This is a genomic window from Flavobacterium daejeonense DSM 17708 (assembly GCF_000425425.1).
In the GTDB taxonomy this organism is placed as follows: domain Bacteria; phylum Bacteroidota; class Bacteroidia; order Flavobacteriales; family Flavobacteriaceae; genus Flavobacterium; species Flavobacterium daejeonense.
In genome coordinates this window covers 59,460-80,236 of record NZ_AUDK01000022.1, presented here as the reverse complement: position 1 = coordinate 80,236, position 20,777 = coordinate 59,460, and the positions used below count along the sequence as shown (strand labels likewise).

At 35.3% G+C, this 20,777-nt stretch carries 18 protein-coding genes; 7 read left to right on the top strand and 11 right to left on the bottom strand.

What is annotated here, in order from left to right; genetic code table 11:
* Window positions 1–90: 90 nt before the first annotated feature.
* Window positions 91–828: a DUF3298 and DUF4163 domain-containing protein gene (locus tag H599_RS0114740; protein ID WP_026714838.1), complete on the bottom strand. Its 738-nt coding sequence runs from the start codon at window positions 826–828 to the stop codon at window positions 91–93.
* A gap of 123 nt (window positions 829–951) precedes the next feature.
* Window positions 952–1,764, bottom strand: coding sequence for a THC0290_0291 family protein (locus tag H599_RS0114735; RefSeq protein ID WP_026714837.1), 813 nt, complete (start codon window positions 1,762–1,764; stop codon window positions 952–954).
* Window positions 1,765–2,013: 249 nt separating this feature from the next.
* On the opposite strand from H599_RS0114735, the gene gdhA reads away from it, so the two are divergent.
* Together gdhA and recO are read left to right on the top strand one after the other, a co-directional pair.
* Window positions 2,014–3,357 carry an NADP-specific glutamate dehydrogenase gene (gdhA, locus tag H599_RS0114730; RefSeq protein ID WP_026714836.1) on the top strand — a complete coding sequence of 448 codons (1,344 nt, stop codon included), beginning with the start codon at window positions 2,014–2,016 and terminating at the stop codon, window positions 3,355–3,357.
* Between the two features lie 186 nt (window positions 3,358–3,543).
* Window positions 3,544–4,257: a DNA repair protein RecO gene (recO, locus tag H599_RS0114725; RefSeq protein ID WP_026714835.1), complete on the top strand. Its 714-nt coding sequence runs from the start codon at window positions 3,544–3,546 to the stop codon at window positions 4,255–4,257.
* Window position 4,258: 1 nt separating this feature from the next.
* Here the strand turns inward: recO and H599_RS0114720 are convergent, their stop codons facing one another.
* The 8 genes from H599_RS0114720 to H599_RS0114680 form a co-directional block, all read right to left on the bottom strand.
* Complete coding sequence (locus H599_RS0114720; RefSeq protein ID WP_155960796.1) at window positions 4,259–4,999, bottom strand: hypothetical protein; 741 nt, start codon at window positions 4,997–4,999, stop codon at window positions 4,259–4,261.
* 11 nt (window positions 5,000–5,010) lie between these two features.
* A complete protein-coding gene (locus tag H599_RS0114715; RefSeq protein ID WP_026714833.1) occupies window positions 5,011–5,859 on the bottom strand; it encodes an SDR family NAD(P)-dependent oxidoreductase in 849 nt (282 codons plus the stop codon).
* Window positions 5,849–6,844 (bottom strand): NAD-dependent epimerase/dehydratase family protein, encoded by a 996-nt coding sequence (locus H599_RS0114710; RefSeq protein ID WP_026714832.1) that lies wholly within the window; start codon window positions 6,842–6,844, stop codon window positions 5,849–5,851. Before H599_RS0114710 ends, H599_RS0114715 begins: the two co-directional genes overlap by 11 nt.
* Complete coding sequence (locus H599_RS0114705) at window positions 6,801–7,526, bottom strand: CPBP family intramembrane metalloprotease (RefSeq protein ID WP_155960795.1); 726 nt, start codon at window positions 7,524–7,526, stop codon at window positions 6,801–6,803. The genes H599_RS0114710 and H599_RS0114705 overlap by 44 nt, the downstream gene beginning before the upstream one ends.
* 3 nt (window positions 7,527–7,529) lie before the next feature.
* A complete protein-coding gene (locus H599_RS0114700) occupies window positions 7,530–8,186 on the bottom strand; it encodes a DUF6134 family protein (RefSeq protein ID WP_155960794.1) in 657 nt (218 codons plus the stop codon).
* Between the two features lie 51 nt (window positions 8,187–8,237).
* On the bottom strand, window positions 8,238–8,588 hold the full coding sequence (locus H599_RS0114690; RefSeq protein WP_026714829.1) for a hypothetical protein: 351 nt from the start codon (window positions 8,586–8,588) through the stop codon (window positions 8,238–8,240).
* Window positions 8,589–8,703: 115 nt separating this feature from the next.
* Complete coding sequence (locus H599_RS0114685; protein ID WP_026714828.1) at window positions 8,704–9,807, bottom strand: helix-turn-helix domain-containing protein; 1,104 nt, start codon at window positions 9,805–9,807, stop codon at window positions 8,704–8,706.
* Between the two features lie 42 nt (window positions 9,808–9,849).
* A complete protein-coding gene (locus tag H599_RS0114680) occupies window positions 9,850–10,677 on the bottom strand; it encodes a hypothetical protein (RefSeq protein ID WP_026714827.1) in 828 nt (275 codons plus the stop codon).
* 698 nt (window positions 10,678–11,375) lie between these two features.
* Here H599_RS0114680 and ileS point away from each other — a divergent pair.
* The 3 genes from ileS (at window position 11,376) to H599_RS0114665 (ending at window position 15,896) form a co-directional block, all read left to right on the top strand.
* Window positions 11,376–14,792: an isoleucine--tRNA ligase gene (gene ileS / locus H599_RS0114675; protein ID WP_026714826.1), complete on the top strand. Its 3,417-nt coding sequence runs from the start codon at window positions 11,376–11,378 to the stop codon at window positions 14,790–14,792.
* An 8-nt stretch (window positions 14,793–14,800) separates the two neighbouring features.
* Complete coding sequence (locus H599_RS0114670) at window positions 14,801–15,181, top strand: TraR/DksA family transcriptional regulator (protein ID WP_026714825.1); 381 nt, start codon at window positions 14,801–14,803, stop codon at window positions 15,179–15,181.
* A 115-nt stretch (window positions 15,182–15,296) separates the two neighbouring features.
* A complete protein-coding gene (locus tag H599_RS0114665) occupies window positions 15,297–15,896 on the top strand; it encodes a lipoprotein signal peptidase (RefSeq protein ID WP_026714824.1) in 600 nt (199 codons plus the stop codon).
* Between the two features lie 54 nt (window positions 15,897–15,950).
* On the opposite strand, the gene H599_RS0114660 is transcribed toward H599_RS0114665, so the two are convergent.
* Window positions 15,951–16,523 carry a 5-formyltetrahydrofolate cyclo-ligase gene (locus H599_RS0114660; RefSeq protein WP_026714823.1) on the bottom strand — a complete coding sequence of 191 codons (573 nt, stop codon included), beginning with the start codon at window positions 16,521–16,523 and terminating at the stop codon, window positions 15,951–15,953.
* Between the two features lie 138 nt (window positions 16,524–16,661).
* Between H599_RS0114660 and uvrC the strand changes: the two genes are divergently transcribed.
* Window positions 16,662–18,461 carry an excinuclease ABC subunit UvrC gene (uvrC, locus tag H599_RS0114655; protein WP_026714822.1) on the top strand — a complete coding sequence of 600 codons (1,800 nt, stop codon included), beginning with the start codon at window positions 16,662–16,664 and terminating at the stop codon, window positions 18,459–18,461.
* A gap of 90 nt (window positions 18,462–18,551) precedes the next feature.
* On the top strand, window positions 18,552–20,705 hold the full coding sequence (locus H599_RS0114650) for a patatin-like phospholipase family protein (protein WP_081810578.1): 2,154 nt from the start codon (window positions 18,552–18,554) through the stop codon (window positions 20,703–20,705).
* The last annotated feature ends 72 nt before the right edge of the window (window positions 20,706–20,777 follow it).

The window sequence follows — 20,777 nt, the reverse complement described above, 5'->3', positions numbered from 1 at the left end:
AAACTATTACTAAAATACAGTTAATAAACCCAATTAATCAGAGGGTTCTTGTCCCGATAGCTATCGGGACGAGCCCAAGAGGGGGAGCTTTTATTTTTTAATTAAGTAGTCATTGGCTTCTTCGTATGGGATTAATAACTCTCTTGATCCGTCTACATAAGGTGCAATTTCATAAGGATTGTAATGCAGGAGAATTCCTTTTTGGGTAAAGAAAATATTTTGAGCAACATGAAAAATATCATCTTCAAAAAGCATTCCGGTGCTGTTTATGGGTTGGTTTTTAGGGATTTGGAATTTTTCTCTGAATTTGGTTTCTGCAAAAACCTGAAATAAATTCCAGTTTTTAAACAAAGTTTCGTTAGGAATTTGTTTGCCGGTTTCGGGATCAAAAAGTAAAGAGCGTAATCCGGCATAGCCGTGGGCGCCACCGGTAAAGGTATAATGATTGATTTCGATGTTGATGAGGTTCTCGGAACGGTATTTTACTTTTCCTTCTATATTGGCTTCCCAGCCAAAATGATCTCTGGGAAAATCTTTTTTTATTTTTTCATAAGCCTGGATGAATGAAGTAGCCAGTTGCTCGTAATTGGTACTAGTATTGGGCTTGTCCCCAAAATCAATAATCGATTTTACGGTTTCAAAAACGGTTTTGTTAATACTGTCAGCAATAATTCCGGAATTGATGGCAACAGGGATTTTTAATTCGATAGTTGGGCAATTTTCTTTACAATCCAAAGAGGACGTTTTTTTAAAAGATTGATTTTCAAAATTTAATTCTTTGGAACAGCTAATTAAAAGTAGTAAGAAAATGAGCAGACTGTATTTCATTTTAAAAAAGTTTGAGAAAATTTCTTTTGTTTTGGGTGTAAAAAATGCCTTCCTGTAAAGAAGAAGTGACTTTAAAGATAGCAGTTTGATTTCAAAAATAAAAATCAGAAAAGGAATTAAGGCTTATTGCAGGTAGTAAATGTAACCTACGTTTAGCCAAACCAGCCAGTCGTTGGCCTTGTTTTCTTTGTATAAATCCGGGTTGGGTTTTAAGCCGTCCACCCAGTCCGAAAAGTAATATTGAAAACGTAAATCAATCATTAAATCGCTTAATGGAGCCAGTTTGTATCGGGTTCCTACACTGGAAACAATAGACCATACCGTGCCGCCTTCAGTCGAAAAACCATACTGACGATTGTCGGTTGGTGTTAAGTATTTTGGATAAGTTGTTAATGGTGTTCCTAATGGTCCCATGGTTGAATAGGCTTCGGTGTTGTAGTAGCTAAATTGACCGCCCAAACTCACAAACGGACCTAAACTTCCTATTCTTGCCGTGAAATCACGAATACTCAACGGGAAATATTCTAACTGCATTCCAATGTTGGTTACAGAGCTGTTTCCTTTCATGGCTCTCAATTGGTCAGCTTCGAGCGAAGTTCTTTCCGGAGAAACCCATTCGCCAAAATGATCAAAATTTGTTTTGTTGTATGATAATTCGCTTCGAAGTTTAAAGTGGTCGTTAAAATAAGTCTCGGGATTGTAACAGTCACATTCTGCCGTATAAGAAAAGTTGATGTAATGGATAATTCCAACTCCAATTCCGGTATTGCCGGCATTGGTTTTTAAATCGTGTCTTTCTCCGTAATCGGACTGAAAAGCAACCGGACCGGCAATAGCTCCAATTTCGTGTGAAAAACCCAACTGTGCATTTGTCTTATTGGAAAATCCAAATAAAACTGCTAAAACTAGTAGGCTTATCCATTTATTTTTGAGCATTTTAGTACAATTCAATATACAACAAAGATATAAAAAAGCTTATTCAACTACTTAAATAATCAGTAAACTAGATGAAATGGATTTTTTTCAGATGAATTGCTTTTTAGTTAAAGTTTTTGTTGTCATTTCTTAATAAGAATAGAATTATTCTTTGGTTTTTAGGTAGTAGTTTTAGGTGAAATTTTTGTATAAAAATGTATATTTGTTAGGAAGCACAAAATGTTTTTTAACGTTAAAAACCTAAATATTATGTCTCAGGCTATTCAAGATTTTATGAATGGGGTTATATTGAGAAATCCCAATGAACCTGAATTTTTACAGGCTGTTTTAGAAGTTGCCGAAACAGTAATTCCTTTTATCGAAAAAAATAAAAAATACCAAAACCAAATGCTCCTGGAGCGAATGGTAGAAGCCGACAGAATTATCATTTTTCGTGTGGCCTGGATTGACGATAAAGGACAAACTCAGGTAAACAGAGGTTTTCGTGTTCAAATGAATTCGGCAATTGGTCCATACAAAGGCGGATTGCGTTTTCATCCAACAGTGAATTTAAGTGTTTTGAAATTCTTGGCTTTTGAGCAAACTTTTAAAAATAGTTTGACCACTTTGCCAATGGGAGGCGGAAAAGGAGGTTCGGATTTTGATCCAAAAGGGAAATCAGATATCGAAGTAATGCGTTTTTGCCAATCGTTTATGACGGAGTTGTGCAAATACGTAGGCGCTTATACGGATGTTCCGGCAGGAGATATGGGAGTAGGAGCCCGCGAAGTAGGTTATTTATTTGGCCAGTACAAAAAAATCCGAAATGAATTTACGGGCGTTTTAACGGGTAAAGGAATGTCTTATGGTGGTTCTTTAATCAGGCCCGAGGCTACCGGTTACGGAGTGGTGTATTTTGCTCAGAGTATGCTGGAAACCAGTGGAATGGATTTGAAAGACAAAATTGTTGCGGTTTCGGGTTCCGGAAATGTAGCGCAATATGCGGTAGAAAAAGCGACACAATTAGGATCTAAAGTGGTAACGATGTCGGATTCTACAGGATATATTTATGATGCTGACGGAATTGATGCCGAAAAACTGGCGTATATGATGTATTTGAAAAATGAATTGCGTACTAAAATCAGTGAATATGTTGTAAAATACCCGAATGCAAAATTCTACGAAGGCGCTAAATCCTGGGAACAACCTTGTGATATTGCCTTGCCTTGTGCCACTCAAAACGAATTGAACGCCGAAGATGCGGAAACTTTAGTGGCTAACGGTTGTATTTGTGTTTCTGAAGGCGCTAATATGCCTTCGACTCCTGAGGCAATTGCTGTTTTCCACAAAGCCAGAATATTATTTTCTCCCGGAAAAGCTTCTAATGCCGGCGGAGTAGCCACTTCAGGACTGGAAATGTCCCAAAATTCTTTGCGATTGAGTTGGACGGCCGAGGAAGTAGATAAAAAATTAAAAACAATTATGCTTAATATTCATGCTGCCTGTGTGCAATATGGTACCGAAGAAGACGGATATATTGATTATGTAAAAGGCGCCAATATTGCCGGATTTGTAAAAGTAGCCGATGCCATGCTCGCTCAGGGTGTAGTTTAGCTTTTTATCAGTGAATAGTGAATAGTGAGTAGTGAATAGTGAATAGTGAATAGTTCCTCGTGTTTGGTATAAAAGTTATATACTTTTATAAAAACTAATTGCTAGGATAAAAAAAACTAATCACCACTCACTACTCACACTCGCTACTCACTATTCACCAATCACCATTTATAACTCACTAAATTCATGCAAATTAAATCCAAAGCAATTGTTATTTCGGCTTTAAAATATCAGGAAAAAAGTCTGATTGTAAAGTGCTTTACGTTGTCGCATGGATTGAAATCGTACTTTGTAAGGGATGCTTTTTCAAGTAGAAAAACTTCCCAAAAAATGGCTTATTTCCAACCGATGTCGATTTTGGAAATAGAAGCGACGCATAAAAACAAAGGCACTTTGGAGTATTTTAAAGAGATTAAAATTGCTTCTCCGTTTCATACCATTCATTCAGATATTTATAAGAGTACCATTGTAATGTTTATTTCTGAAATTCTGCATCATTCGATACATGAAGAAGAAAAAAACGAAACCCTTTTTACTTTTTTAGAAACTGCTTTACATTGGTTAGACAATCATGATGAGATTGCTAATTTTCATCTGATTCTAATGCTCGAAATGACTAAATATCTCGGTTTTTACCCGGATATTTCCGATATCGACATGCCTTTTTTTGAAATCAACGAAGGTGTTTTTACTCCTTTTTCCGGAACTAATTCTTTAACCGAACATGAAAGTAATTTGTTCAAAAAACTCATCGCTTTAAAATTCGATAACGACCAAAAAGTCTTTCATGTTATCGAAAGGCAGATTCTTTTAAAAATTCTCATTGATTATTATGCTTATCATTTGGATGGTTTCAAAAGACCTAAATCACTAGAGGTTTTGAAGGAGGTTTTTGCCTGATTTATTTTTTTAGATTAGTTGGATCGATATTTATTTTGACGCCTAAAGAAATAATATCTTTTTGTTGAGGGAATGAAGAATCCGTAAGATTCAAACTGTAAACATATTGAAGCTGAAGTTTGAAATTTTCTAATCCGGCCCGAATAGTCAGTGCAGGTTCAAACAACCAAAAAGCATTATTCGCTTTTAAATAAGCAACATCATAATTAGTTGCGTTGTCATCGCCATTGATGTCTTTGTACTTTAGGTGAACAAGTCTTGAAGAAAGAGAAGTGGAAAAATATTTCCGGCTGTAACTAATACTGGGTTGAATTCCTATACGATTAAATTTGGCTGAAAAATTATCATATCCGCTTTCATCAGTATAATTTTTTAAGTCAAGTTTCCCAAAGCAAAGTAATCCGTAGGTTTCAAATACAAAATGGTGAGCAATTTTGTTGAAATAGCCGGCACCTATTTCCAGTATTCTTCCCGTTGCTTTGTAGTCATCCGAGGAATCACTTAAGTATCCGCCATTGCCATTTTTTACCCAATCACCATTGAATTGTAAAGCAATGTAATCGCTTATAGCATGGGCGGTTTGGATTTCAAATCCATTGGTATATTCACTTTCGTTGTAAGCCACTCCAAAGTTGGTTTGCCCCTTGGCTTTCATAATTGGGACATTTTGTGAATTAGGAACATAGTATTCAGGGCTGCATCCTAAACTTAGGACAGCAATGAGGAATATAATTGTTTTCATAACAGTTGGTTTTAAGGTTGGGAAGTTTGATTAAGGAGTTGTTGCTCGTGATTTCCGTTTCCAATGTTGTAGGATTGGAATTTATTGACATGACTGTTGGCAATCATTTTAATCATAAAATCAGGAAGTAATTTGTCGATTAACAAAAAAAGCTTATTCATTAAACCGGGAATTATAATTTCATCCTGATGTAATAAGCCTTTAATGGCAATAACAGCCACTTTGTCCGGATTCATGATGGATTGACGGGCGAGCCAGTGATTAGACTGATTGGTTTTAATAGTTGTTGGGTTGGTGTTCATTCCGCCGGGGCAAATGACACTAACATTGATATTGTCGGATTTTAATTCAGCACGCAGGCTTTTGGAAAAAGAATAGACATAAGATTTGGTAGCGCCATACACTTGTTTTTTCGCCAGATAAAAGAAACAACTCAGACTGCTTACATTTAAAATATGAGAAGGCTGATTGGTTTTTAGCATTTCTAAAAACAAACTGCTGAGCAATGTGGTTACCATTACGTTTAATTTGACCTGTTTTTGATAAAAATCGATAGTTCCTTCTTTAAAAAACATAGTGCTTCCCAAACCGACATTGTTGATCAGCATATTTACGGAAAGGTTTCTTTGCTCCACTTCTTTGTACAGGGAAGCGCAATTTTCCTCCACCGAAAGGTCTTTTTCAATAGGAATTACATGGACGTTGTAATTTTGCATTATAAATTCGGCTAATGGTGTAAGTCCGGAATTGGGTAATGAAACCAGAATTAAGTTCATTTTTCTTTTGGCGCATTCAATGGCTAATGCTTTTCCAAATCCTTCGCTGGAACCGGTTATCAGGGTGTAAAGTTTAGTATTCATGACGTTGATTTTTTAGATGAGGAATAGTTTGTTTCAGGGCTTCTTCAAAAGGAGTGATTTTATATCCTAAAAACTGAATAGCTTTGTTGCTGCTAAAGAGTTTGTTGCAAAAAATTTGTTGGATACTTTTATTGGTAACAAAAGGCTCTTTTTGAGTGGTGTAAAATCGGATCCATTGCATTACAGAAACAATTTTGAGGAGGGTTTTCGGGATTTCAATGACTTTGGTTTTGGCTCCGGAAACATTTTTTACGGTGTTGAAAAAATCCTTATATGAGATATTTTCTCCTCCCAAAATGTAATTTTCACCCGATTGGCCTTTGTTTAAAGCAAGAATATGACCTTCAATTACGTCGTCAATAAAACAATAATTGGCTATTAAATGACTGGGTTTTGGAATAAAAGTGAGTTTGCCGTTTAAAAAATTATGAATTACAGTATTCATAGTAATACTTTTTGTTTCGGTGCAACTGTAACCGTAAATTTTTGACGGAGAAACAATTACTGCGTGAAGTCCTTCGGAAGCGTATTTTTTTACTAAATTTTCTGCTTCATATTTAGTACTGTCATAATCGCAGATAAAAGGAGTGGTTCGAGAATGATTTTCGGTTAATGATTTTCCTTCTGACGGGCCAATCACGCTGCAACTACTGGTAAAAAGAAATTTTTGTATGCCAAATTCTAATGATTTTTCTAATAGATTTTTAGTCCCTTCAACATTGATTTTGTAAAATTGAGTCGCATCGGAATCGAATATTTTTACCAAAGCAGCAGTGTGATACACCTGATGACAATTCTGAATGGCATTAGAAATAGATGATACATCTGTGATGTCACCTTGAAAAACGCGGATGTTTCTATGTACAGGAATATTGGGTGATTTTGGATTTCTAACCAATATGTGTATTTCGTTATTTCGTTCGGCCAGGGTAAGAGCCAGTTTATGACCTATTTGTCCCGTAGCTCCGGTTATTAAAATTTTCATGACTTTGAGTTTTGGAGTGAATTAAATTCAATAGGTAAAAGTTAATTTCGTAAGCTAATGAAAAGCTTATGTGCAGGATTATTGCAGGCCAAACAGCCTGAAAAGCTAAGTTGGATATACATACGGAAATTCCGAAAGGAATACAGGCCAGCAGTTCTTTTTTGCTGTTGAAAATGTGCAGTAAAACATAGAGGAAAACATTGTTGAAAATCGCTAAAGAAATTCCAAAGTTGTTTGCAGTTTCAAAGAGTAAACTTCCTCTTAACCATAATTCGTAAGCAAAAAGAAAAAGTGCCCGGCTTATAAAATAAGAACAGAAAAAAAGTGTTGACAGCTGTGTTGTATTTCCTGAGGATTGGTTTCTGTTTTTAAATGCATTTTTACTTTGCTTGAACGCCAGAAACAGGATTAAAATAAAGGTTAAAAGATAAAGTGTAATTGTGTTTGCGGTTATTTCGGGATTAAATAAAAGTTGTAAAACATTGTTTTTTAGTGTGATTATGGCAGCAATGCCGAGAAGAATGGCTCCGGAAAGCTGATTGCTTATCAGCTGGATTGGTTTGGAAGTAAAATTTCCGTTTTCATCAATGAGTCTTTGACTTCCTTTCTTTATTTGTTTCCAATTCAACATAAAAAAAAGACAATAGCTGATGAGATACAATAAAAAAGTTGAGGTTTGCATGGCTTAGGGTTTGATAATTATTTCGGCAACATAAAATTTATGTTCAACCTTAACTTTAATACAGATTCCTTCTTTGTAATAATAGCTATTGCAATTACCATTAGGAAATTTCATTTTGTAACCACCATCATCCATTTTTATAGGTTTTATAAAACGTTGTTGATTGTCGCAATAAACTTCTTTAGTGCATTTGGGTTCCTGAAAAAACAAACTCAACAGGTTTGTGTCGATCACAGGATAGGAGAGTTTGGTTTTTTTGTTGTTTTCAATGATTTCATATTGATTTTCATTGAGTTTAATTTCTTTATCAATTTTTGTTTTTCCGTTCGTTTTTCTGAATTGTGAGGAATAAATTAGTTTGCCATTTTCATAAGTGGATGTTTCTTTAGAAAACACTTTAATGGGAAACAGAATATTGGTTTTAATTTCAGAAGTTAACAGAAGATTAGACTTGTTCCCGACCTCATTTTTTTCGAGTTTGAGCCAGCCAATAGTAGTTCCGTTAAACATTATATTGTAATCCAGTTGTTCGCTTTGAGCAAGGGAAATGATGGGTAAAAAAGTGATTAGTTTTATCGAAAGTCGAATTAGAATTTTAGTAACAAAAATTTTTAAGAGAGTTGCTGTTTTAAAAAAAGGCGCAGTTAAATTTGGGGGCATACATTTTTTTAAAATTGAAAAAATGATGAGCGTTAACATGATTGCCGGGATTTAATTTTTCGAAAAGCTGTAATCATTAAAAACAAAATCACTGTTTAAAGTAGTTATGGGGATAATAATAGAAAGGGAAGAAACAGTTATGGCTATAATTTCTTCGGATGTTGTGGTGTTTTGTGTTTTGATTTCTGTTGTAAGAATGTTTTTTTGAATATTGTGATTGAGCACAATAAGGGAGCGGTGATTTACAGATTGTAGTTTGGATTCTTCAAAAAGCGGTATAGGTTTGCTGAAACAATCTTTTTCTGTAAACAAAGCAGTTTCTTTCGAATTGTTGGGGTTGTGACTATGACAACTTTTGAATAAGAAGGAAATTACGGTTAAAGAGGGAGTAGAGGTTTTCATAGCTTTGATAGTTTAATTTCTGTATCAAAATTATAACGGGTAAAAAGAAGTGCTATCCCAGATTATGTATTTTGCTGAAATTGGGATAAATAAGGAAATATAGGACTACTTATTCCTACTTTTCTTTGTATTCGGAAGGAGTCAGAGAAGTGAATTTTTTAAAGGCAGAATAAAAAGTTGATTTGGAATTAAATCCGCATTCTAATCCTATCGCCAGAATGGTGTAGGCGGAATAGTTAGGATTGTTCAAATATTTTTTTGCTTTTTCAACTCTTAAATAGTTAATGTAATCCGAAAAATTATAACCACTTTCCTGATTAATCAAATGGGACAATTTGCTGGTGCTGATGTTCATTTCAGAAGCCAGTTTTTCCAGGCTGAAATTCGGATCAATGTAACGTTTGTTTTTTTCGATATAATTCTTGACGGGTTGGAATTTACTGTCATTAGAATAATTATTCGCAAGGTTTGATTCTTTGTTTTTTTCTTCGGTTAAGATTGCTTTTCGTAATTCAATACGTTCCGTCATTAACGAATAATTATAAAAGCCCTGATAGCTTATCCAATAGAGTAATGTAGTAGTGCTGAGGCGCAACGGATAATATATCAACACCTGTGGATTTAAGGTTTTGTCCAGATTTAGTAAAATGGCACAAACCCACATGAGAATGATAATGGCTCCTAAAAACATTAAATTTCGCAACCATTTTAAATTGTCAAAAACTAATATTTGCTGATATAAATCGGTGTATTTAAATAAGACTAACAGTGTTTTTATAAAAAGAAAAATAGAGTAGCAGGCATTGATGATTTCTTCTATTTGCACATATTTTGCAATAAACATATTTTGTCCCAAATGATAATAATGCGGGTACAAGGCAATTCGAATCAATATTTCGATTATAAAAATCGAAAAGGAGATATACACATAGGAGGAAATTTTTTTTTCAATTTTCAGGTAATAGGTCAAAAAGACATAAAAAGAAGGTACAATTAAAACATACCAGGGAATTTGTAATCTTTTTATAAAAAAGGGGGCATCCGCTAAAAAAGTTTCCAAAGAAAAAGCCTGAAGATTATTAAGTATCAAAAAGGCAATAACAAGATTGAGATAAAGGATAGCCTTATCTGTTTTCTTTTTGAAGCACAGTGTTGTAATGATGAAAATAATTCCAAGCAGAACTCCAGATATCATTACAAAATCAAATACTTGTTTCATCTTTTGAAAGATTTATTAGTGGATTATACTCCTGGTTTTAAGCTATATTTTTAATCGATAAGCTGCGCATAATCGGATAAAAGTGCCGTCAATTTTGTTGGTTTCGTTTGTTTTGATATTGTTCTCTATGGTACTCGTTCGGATTTTTCTAAAAAGTCCCCACCCTGATTCAAAGGTAATGCAGATAGGCTTTGTCAGGTAATAATCTAAAAACAAAGAAAGTTGATTGTCGTATAGGGTAATATAGCGTTGGTCGTTTATTCGGTAACTGTTCATTGGGGCACGAAAAGTCAGTCCGCTATATAATTTTGAATTCCATTTATGTTCAAATGTTAGTCGGCCGGGGAGTAATCCAAAAATGGCATTGGAGTTATTTATTTGCCAATTTACCCCGGCAACGGGAATTACAAACCAGCCAAAGAACTCTTTATTGACATAAACGCCCAAGCGGATTTTTTTATTGGGATTTTTAGAAAAAGTGGTAAAAAGGATGGTTCCAAATTGGAAACTATTTTCCTTAAATAATTCCATTCCGTTTGAACTCAGTATGCCTAATGCTGTGAGCGACCATTTTGAATTTCCTATTGCTGTAATCACCCCAATCGGTAAGCGTAAAGAATGGATTGTGGCTAATTGTAATTCGGTATTATCCAACTTGATTTGATGATTGCTATAAGACGGACTCAAAAACAAATAACTGTCTTTGTTGATGGCAATTGGGAGTTCACTGTTGATTTCAAAAGTACTGATAACGGAGTTGTTGTATAGCTGATTTTGAAACGCATTAGTATATTTAAACTGTAAAGCTTCGACGTAAGACTGTGAATAAAGAGAAATGGTGAACAATATGATTACGAAACATTGCAACATGATTTGAGTTTTATTTGTTATAAAATTCTCTTTTAATCCATTGTCTTTTTAGGAGCAATTTCAAGAAATCGCCTTAAATAACGCATTGTTTTATAGGTTTTTTTGATTATTTGGGACTTATATCAAATTTAATCATAATAAATTGAATTTTAATATTTTATGTTTAAAACTGGTTTGAAATGAATGAAGTATTTTTATTTCTTTCCATCCTGTTGGTTCTTTTTATTGAACAGCAAACCCATTATGTTTAAAAAACCAAAATTGTTGGAGGTTTTAAAGGAGGTTTTTATTGGGCGTGTCTCTTTGTCTTTCGTTTTCGTAGTGTATCATTTATAAAAAAACCCGACCGCTCGGATTTACAATGAATGTCTCGTTTGGATAGCGCGGTCCCGACGCTTCGGGATGCAATCCGTGCCCAAAAAGAGGAGCAACTTTGTCGAGTTGTTTGATGAGATCCTTTCTTCGTCAGGATGACATTTTGTGGTAAAACTCCGTGCAATAAAGCCCCGCTATCCAGCTGCTCAAAGTGTTCGCTTTGCGCAATTGTTTTTAATAATGCAGCTTTATTAAATCAATTCCTTAGCAAAAATCCTCTAAATAACAATAAAATGGCTAAAAAATGTGAAATGAATTCACATTTGGGTGAAACTTTTTCACAAAATTCCTTACTTTCGCAGCTCGATTAAGAAAAGGATAAAATGAGTACAAAATTTACTGAATACAAAGGACTTGACTTGCCTACAGTAGCATCGGAAGTTTTAGATTTTTGGAAGAAAGAAAATATATTTGAAAAGAGTGTAACAACCCGTGAGGGCGCTACACCTTACGTGTTTTTTGAAGGACCGCCTTCGGCAAACGGATTGCCGGGAATTCACCACGTAATGGCTCGTGCTATTAAGGATATTTTTTGCAGATATAAAACCCAAAAAGGATTTCAGGTAAAGCGTAAAGCGGGTTGGGATACTCATGGATTGCCGGTAGAATTAGGTACTGAGGCAGCATTAGGAATTACCAAAGAAGATATTGGAAAAAGTATTTCGGTAGCCGAATATAACGAAGCCTGTAAAAAAACGGTGATGCGTTATACGGATGTGTGGAATGATTTGACCGAAAAAATGGGTTATTGGGTTGATATGGAAGATCCGTATGTGACTTACAAACCCAAATATATGGAGAGTGTTTGGTGGTTGTTAAAGCAAATCTACAACAAGGATTTGATGTACAAAGGTTACACCATTCAGCCGTATTCTCCAAAAGCGGGAACAGGATTGTCTTCGCATGAGGTGAACCAACCGGGTTCTTACCGTGATGTGACCGATACTACGATTGTAGCGCAGTTTAAGACTTTGACGGAAACTTTGCCAAGCTTTTTACAAGGTTTTGGAGCTATTCACATTTTGGCATGGACGACTACGCCTTGGACTTTGCCATCGAATACGGCTTTGACTGTTGGTCCAAAAATAGATTATGTTTTAGTTAAAACTTTCAATCAATATACTTTTGAGCCAATCAATGTGATTTTGGCCAAAAATCTGGTTGGGAAACAATTCGGGAAAGCGTATTTCGCTACTGAAGAAGCAGCTGATTTTGAAAATTACAAAGCTGGTGATAAAAAGATTCCATATCAAATTATAGCTGAAGCAAAAGGAGCTGATTTAGTAGGAATCCGTTACGAACAATTATTGCCTTGGGCATTGCCGTACCAAAATCCGGAAAATGCCTTTAGAGTGATTTCGGGAGATTTCGTTACAACTGAAGACGGTACTGGAATTGTACATACGGCTCCCACTTTTGGTGCTGATGATGCTAAGGTAGCTAAAGAAGCTACACCTGAAGTGCCGCCAATGTTGGTTTTGGACGAAAACGGTACGCCGGTTCCATTGGTAGATTTACAAGGTAGATTTACTTCACATGTAGGTGGTGAGTTTGCAGGGAAATATGTGAAAAACGAATATTATGATGCCGATCAGGCACCGGAACGTTCGGTTGATGTGGAGATTGCTATTCGATTAAAAGAAGAAAATAAAGCGTTCAAAGTAGAGAAATACGTGCATAGTTACCCACATTGCTGGAGAACGGATAAGCCTATTTTATACTATCCTCTTGACTCTTGGTTTATCAAAATCACTGAGGTGAGAGACCGAATGTTCGACTTGAATGAAACCATCAACTGGAAACCAAAAGCAACCGGAGAAGGGCGTTTTGGAAACTGGTTGAAAAATGCCAACGACTGGAACTTATCGCGTTCGAGATATTGGGGGATTCCATTGCCAATTTGGAGAACGGAAGACAAGCAAGAGGAAATTCTGATTGGTTCGGTGGAAGAATTGTACAACGAAATTGAAAAAGCAATTGCTGCCGGTGTTCAATCAGCAAATCCATTCAAAGGATTTGAAATTGGAAACATGAGCGAGGCTAACTATGATTTGGTTGACTTGCATAAAAATGTGGTGGACGGAATTACTTTGGTTTCTGCTTCAGGAAAGCCAATGAAACGTGAGGCTGATTTGATTGACGTTTGGTTCGATTCAGGAGCTATGCCTTATGCGCAATGGCATTATCCTTTTGAAAACAAAGAATTGATAGATAATAATAAATCATTCCCGGCTGATTTTATCGCCGAAGGCGTGGATCAAACTCGTGGATGGTTTTATACCTTGCATGCTATCGGAACTTTGGTTTTTGATAACATTGCTTATAAAAACGTAGTTTCTAACGGATTGGTGTTGGATAAAAACGGACAAAAAATGTCGAAGCGTTTGGGTAACGCCGTTGATCCATTTGAAACTTTAAAAGAATACGGTCCGGATGCTACGCGTTGGTACATGATTGCTAATGCGAATCCTTGGGATAACCTGAAATTTGATATCGAGGGGGTAGCTGAGGTAAGAAGAAAGTTCTTTGGAACCCTTTATAATACCTATTCTTTCTTTAGTTTATATGCCAATATTGATGGTTTCAAATTTGATAATCCCGAAGTTTCGGGAGAAGTACCATTGAATGAAAGACCTGAAATTGACCGTTGGATTTTATCAGAATTACATACTTTAATCAAATTAGTTGATGAGGCTTATGCGGATTATGAGCCAACCAAAGCTGCTCGTGCGATTTCTGATTTCGTACAGGAAAATTTAAGTAACTGGTACGTTCGCTTGTGTCGTCGTCGTTTCTGGAAAGGAGACTATGCTCAGGATAAAATTGCGGCTTATCAAACCTTATATACTTGTTTGTTAACGGTAAGTAAACTGAGTGCTCCTATAGCTCCGTTCTTTATGGATAAGCTTTACAGAGACTTAACACAGGTAACACAATCGGAAAAATTTGACAGTGTACATTTGGCGGAATTTCCAAAATACGTTGAAAACTTTGTTGATAAATCGTTAGAGAGCAAAATGCAGAAAGCGCAGACGATTTCATCACTGGTTTTATCACTGCGTAAGAAGGAGATGATTAAGGTGCGTCAGCCACTGCAAAAGGTAATGATTCCGGTACTTGACGAGCGTCAGAGAACCGAAATTGAGGCAGTTTCCGACCTGATAAAAGCAGAGGTAAACGTGAAAGAAATTGAACTTTTAGACGATGCTTCCGGGGTTTTGGTAAAGCAAATTAAGCCTAATTTTAAAGCACTTGGACCACGTTTTGGGAAAGATATGGTCTTGATTTCCAAAGAGATACAAAATTTTTCTTCTGAACAAATCAATCAATTGGATAAAGAAGGAAATATAAATATTGTTATTGCAGGAAAAGACGTAACTTTATCATTAGAGGATGTAGAAATAACATCTCAGGATATTGAAGGTTGGCTGGTTGCAAATTCTAACGGAATTACCGTAGCGCTTGACATCACAATCTCTGAAGAATTGAGAAAAGAAGGGGTTGCAAGGGAGTTAGTGAACAGAATTCAGAATATTCGAAAAGATTCCGGATTTGAAGTAACTGATAAAATTAAAGTGTATTTGCAAAGCAATGCAGTTTTAGAAGCGGCGGTGAATGAGAACAAAGGTTACATTCAATCAGAAACCTTAACAGAAGAATTGGTTTTTGATACGCAAATTGAGAATGGCACAGAAATTGAATTTGATGACATAAAAACTAAAATAACAATTACAAAATAATATTGATTATGGTGGAAGAAGTAATAAGATACTCAGATGCCGATTTGGCAGAGTTCAAAGAGATAATACAAAAGAAAATTGAGAAAGCCCAAGCGGATTTAGATTTGATAAAAAGTGCTTACATGAATGATTTGAATAACGGGACTGATGATACCTCTCCTACATTCAAGGCCTTCGAAGAAGGAAGCGAGACGATGTCTAAAGAAGCTAACTCTCAATTGGCTATCCGTCAGGAAAAATTCATTCGCGATTTAAAGAATGCTTTGTTTCGTGTAGAGAATAAAACCTACGGAATTTGTAAAGTAACCGGAAAATTAATTAGTAAAGAGAGATTGAAAATTGTTCCTCATGCAACAATGAGCATTGAGGCTAAAAATCTACAGAAATAAAATATCGAAATTCCTATCTATAAATTCCAAATGCCAGTAAGAATGATAAAATTATTGGGGTTTGGAATTTATTTTTTATAATTTATTCTATTTTTGCATACTTAAAATTTTTAAAATGTCATTACGAAAAGCGTATCTGCTTATCTTCCTCGTATTACTGGTAGATCAGATTTCTAAAATATATGTAAAAACTAATTTTATATTAGGAGAAGAGGTTGCCGTTTTCAATTGGTTTAAAATTCATTTTATAGAAAATGAAGGGATGGCCTGGGGAACTCAAATTCCGGGAGCTTACGGGAAATTGATTCTTACCTTGTTCCGCTTGGTAGCCGTGGGAGGAATTGGGTACTGGTTATGGGATTCGGTAGAGAGAAAACACAGTAGTAATTATTTGGTTGTAGCAATCGCTTTAATTTTGGCCGGAGCTTTTGGTAATATTATCGATTCGGTTTTTTATGGGGTAATTTTTGACGATAGTAGTTCACAATTAGCAACTTTGTTTTCGAATGAGCCTTATGGAGAATATTTTCACGGAAAAGTAGTGGATATGTTTTATTTCCCTTTCTGGCATGGCAATTTACCGCAATGGTTACCGCTTTGGGGCGGCAGGGATTTTACTTTCTTTAATGCTATTTTCAATGTTGCCGATGTGGCCATTTCAACCGGAGTTGGAATCTTAATCGTTTTTAATAAAAAAGCTTTTCACAAGCATTAATAGTGAAATGATATAAAAGCAAAACCCGATATTTTATAATGTCGGGTTTTTTTATTAGTTGAATGTATAAATGCTGTTTGGCGTTACACAATAATCCAGTTGGATATCGCCTTCATATACATCGTCTATTGATTCTTCGGCTTCAAAGAAAGAAAGTCCAATTTTAATGGTTCCAGTCCTACACTCTCTAAGGAATTTATCGTAAAAACCTTTGCCGTAACCCACGCGGTGTCCTTTTTTGTCAAAAGCTAAAAGCGGTACAAAAACGACTTCTATTTTTTGCGAAGGCACTTCTATGCCATCAACCGGTTCGGGGATATTGTATTTATTTTTCTTGATTTTAGTATTATCGGTTAAAAGGTAATGAGTCATTTTGCGGGTTTCAAAATCCGATTTTGAGATAAGGATGTTTTTATCTTTTCCAGAAAGTAAATGTAAAATCAATTCGGTATCCACTTCCTGATGTTCGGCAATGGGTAGAAAAACATGGAAATAATTTTTGTCCCAAATATCGAGTTTCAACAATTGATTGGCAATGGTCAGACTCATTTCTTCGATGTTGTTTTCCGAAAGTTGTTTGCGTAGTGATTTGTATTTGGAGCGTAATTCTGTTTTAGTATTTCCCATGTTTGATTTTATGCGTGGAATTAAAAAGTTAAAAGTAGAAATAATTATTTGTAATTCGTAAATTTGATTAGAATTCAAATAAAGGTCTTAAAACAGCTTGTTTTGGGATTTTCTTATCTTTTTTGAAACTAAATTCTAATGCAAAAAACAGCTCTCGAACTTCAAATTCAAACTTTACCAGACAGCCCCGGTGTTTATCAGTATTACGATAAAGATGGCAAAATTTTATATGTGGGAAAGGCGAAGAATTTAAAAAAACGGGTTTCTTCTTATTTTAATAAAATTCATGATACAGCTAAAACGAATGTTTTGGTCAAAAAAATTGTGACGATAAAACACATTGTGGTTCCTACTGAAACCGATGCGCTTTTGCTGGAAAACAATTTAATTAAAACTTTACAGCCGCGATATAATATCAATTTAAAAGACGATAAAAGTTATCCGTGGATTTGTATTAAGAAAGAGCCTTTTTCGAGAATATTTTCGACCAGAAGAATGGTGAAAGACGGGTCGGAATATTTTGGACCTTATACCAGTTTCAAGACCGTGAATACTATTTTGGATTTAATTAAGGAATTGTATCCGTTGCGTACCTGTAATTTTGATTTGAGTGATGCGAATATTAAAAGTGGAAAATTTAAGGTTTGTCTCGAATATCATATTGGCAATTGCAAAGGTCCTTGTGAGGGTTATGAATCTTTGGAAGAATATCAAAAACAGGTGAATGCTATTCGCGAAATCTTAAAAGGAAATTTCAAAGAAAGTCTCAAAGATTTCCGAAAACTGATGATGGATTTGGCACAGCAAATGCATTTTGAAGAAGCTCAAAAAATCAAGGAAAAAATTGAAGTTTTAGAAAATTACCAATCGCGTTCTACCATTGTAAATCCGAGAATTACCAATGTTGATGTTTTTTCTATTGTTTCGGATGAAAGTTCGGCTTATGTGAATTTTTTACAAATTTCACATGGTTCTATTATTCGTTCCCATACTTTAGAAATGAAAAAGAAGTTACAGGAGTCAGATGAAGAGTTGTTAGAATTGGCTGTTGTGGAACTCAGAGAGCGATTTCAGTTGTTGTCTAAGGAAGTTATTGTGCCTTTTGCCGTGGATTTAGGTGAGAATATAAAAGTGACCGTGCCGCAATTAGGGGATAAAAAACAAATTTTAGATTTGTCTGAACGAAATGCTAAATTTTACCGAATAGAACAATTAAAGCAATTACAAATCGTTGACCCTGATAGGCATGCCAATAGAATTATGGCGCAAATGAAGAAAGATTTGCATTTGCCGGTTGAGCCGCGACATATTGAATGTTTTGATAATTCGAATATTCAGGGGACGAATCCGGTTTCGGCCTGTGTGGTTTTTAAAGACGGAAAGCCAAGTAAAAAAGATTACCGTCATTTTAATATCAAAACTGTTGAAGGACCGAATGATTTTGCTTCGATGGAAGAAGTAGTCTATCGTCGATACAAACGATTGTTGGACGAAAAGGAATCTTTGCCGCAACTAATTATTATTGATGGTGGAAAAGGGCAGTTGTCCTCGGCGTTAAAAAGTCTGGATGATTTAGGGTTGCGCGGAAAAATAAGCATTATTGGTATTGCCAAACGATTAGAAGAATTGTTTTATCCGGATGATCCGGTGCCGTTATATTTGGATAAAAAATCGGAGACTTTAAAAGTAATTCAGCATTTGCGGAATGAAGCGCATCGCTTTGGGATTACGCATCATCGGGACAGAAGAAGCAAAGGAGCTTTGAATTCTTCGATAGAATCGATTCCCGGAATTGGTGAAAAAACCATGTTGGCGCTGATTCAGCATTTCAAAAGTGTTAAAAGATTGAAATTGGCTACAGAAAAAGAAATTTCGGAGGTGGTAGGAGTGTCAAAAGCCAAAAAAATTACCGATTTTTACAAAAGCACAGCACAATGATAGAAGTAAAGGCGTTTAATTTTTAAAACCGAATCTTGTTTTATGAAAAAATATATCCTCTTGTTACTTGTTTTTTTTAGTGGTTTAACAATGTTTTCCCAAAAAAAAGACAGACCTAAAATAGGTTTGGTTTTAAGTGGCGGTGGTGCAAAAGGATTTGCTCATATTGGGGTTCTTAAAGTAATTGAAGAGGCCGGAGTTAAGATTGATTATATTGGCGGAACCAGTATGGGGGCTGTTGTGGGTGGTTTGTATGCGGCAGGTTATAATGCTGCCCAGCTTGATTCTATTTTTAAAGAAACTGATTTTGATGAATTGTTGAGTGATTATATTCCGCGGCAAACGAAGAATTTTTATGAGAAACGTAACGATGAAGTTTATTCGTTGGTTTTGCCATTTAACAAATACAAAATTGGTATTCCGGATGCGCTTTCTAAAGGTTTGTATAATTTTAATTTGCTAAGCCGAATCACCCGAAATGTTCGCCATGTAAGAGATTTTAATAAACTTCCGATTCCTTTTTTGTGTATAGGCTCTGATATTGAAACAGGAGAGCAAGTGGTGTTGAACAAAGGAAATCTGGCTCAGGCGATGATTGCGAGTTCGGCTTTTCCGTCTTTGTTTTCTCCGGTTGAATACCAGGATCGCTTTTTGGTTGACGGCGGTGTGGTTAATAATTATCCGGTAGATGAAGTTAGAAAATTGGGAGCTGATATTATTATTGGTGTGGATGTTCAAAATGATTTACTGGACAGAAAAGAACTCAATGATGCTACTAAAATTTTGGTGCAAATAACCAACCTTCATTCTATTGATAAAATGAAGCAGAATATTTTGAAAACGGATATTTATATTCGTCCGGATGTGAGAGAATACGGGGTGATGTCTTTTGACAGCGGTGATGTAATTTTGAGCAGAGGAGAAGAAGCTGCTTTTTCGGTTTTTGAACGATTAAAACAATTAGGTGTTCAATCTAAAAATTATAAAAAACCAAAATTAGAGCAACAGTCGGATAGTTTGCAAATTGCTGCTATAAACTGCAACAAATTGAGAAATTATACCAAAGAATATATCTATGGAAAGTTGCGGTTTAAACCGGGAACCAAAATCAGTTACCGTCAATTGCAAACCGGAATTAATAATCTGAATGCTACGGAAAACTTTAGTGCCATCGATTATTCATTTGAGGATGATAACGGAAAGGACGATTTGAATTTGGTATTAAAAGAAAATCCAATAAATAATTTTTTGAAATTTGGCTTGCATTATGATGGATTGTATAAAAGTTCGGTTTTAATTAATCTAACGCATAAGAAAAACTTTTTTAAAAATGATGTCGCTTCGTTAGATGTGATTTTGGGAGATAATTTCAGGTATAATTTTGACTATTATATCGAAAACGGATACAATATCAGTTTGGGATTCAAATCTTTTTTAAATCAGTTTAACAGAAATGTAGAAGGGCAAATTAGTAATCTGAATTTTGGGGATTTAGGCATTCAGTCTCTTAATGTTGATTTGTTTGATTTGACAAATCAGTTGTATTTTCAAACCATGTTTGCCCAACGTTTCCTGATTGGTGGCGGTGTGGAATATAAATATTTGAATATTAATTCTAAAACGCTGGCGAATACCGATCCTAAAATTGATAAAAGTGATTATCTGAGTGTTTTTGGTCGCTTGAATTTTGATTCTATGGACGATAAATTTTTTCCAAAAAGAGGTTGGTCGTTTTCAGGAGATATTCATTCCTATTTGTATTCTTCCGATTATACAGGGGAATTTAATCCTTTTTCGATTGCTAAGGCTGATTTTGGAGTGGCGTTTCAGTTGTTTAAGTCGGCTACGGTAAGATTTCAAACTGAAGCCGGATTTGCCATTGGAGGTAAAAGTGTGTCTTTCTTTAATTTTATTCTGGGAGGATTTGGGTATAATGTTTCTAATAATTTCAGCCATTTCTACGGCTATGATTTTCTGAGCATGGGCGGCAATAGTTACATTAAATCAACACTGACATTGGATTGTGAAGTCTTCAAAAACAATCATCTTAATTTTACGGCAAATTATGCCAATATTGGAGAGGATATTTTTCAAACAGTCGATTGGGTTTCTATTCCGCAAATATCCGGCTATGCTTTAGGTTATGGTTTAGAAACAGCTATTGGGCCTATAGAGATAAAAAGAAGCTGGTCGCCGGAAACCGGAAAAAGTTATACCTGGTTTAGTGTTGGTTTCCCTTTTTAAATCCCGAAAACTATAAAATCATTATTTAACAAAGATTGAGAACGGTCGTTTTTAGTCAAATCTCAGACGTTT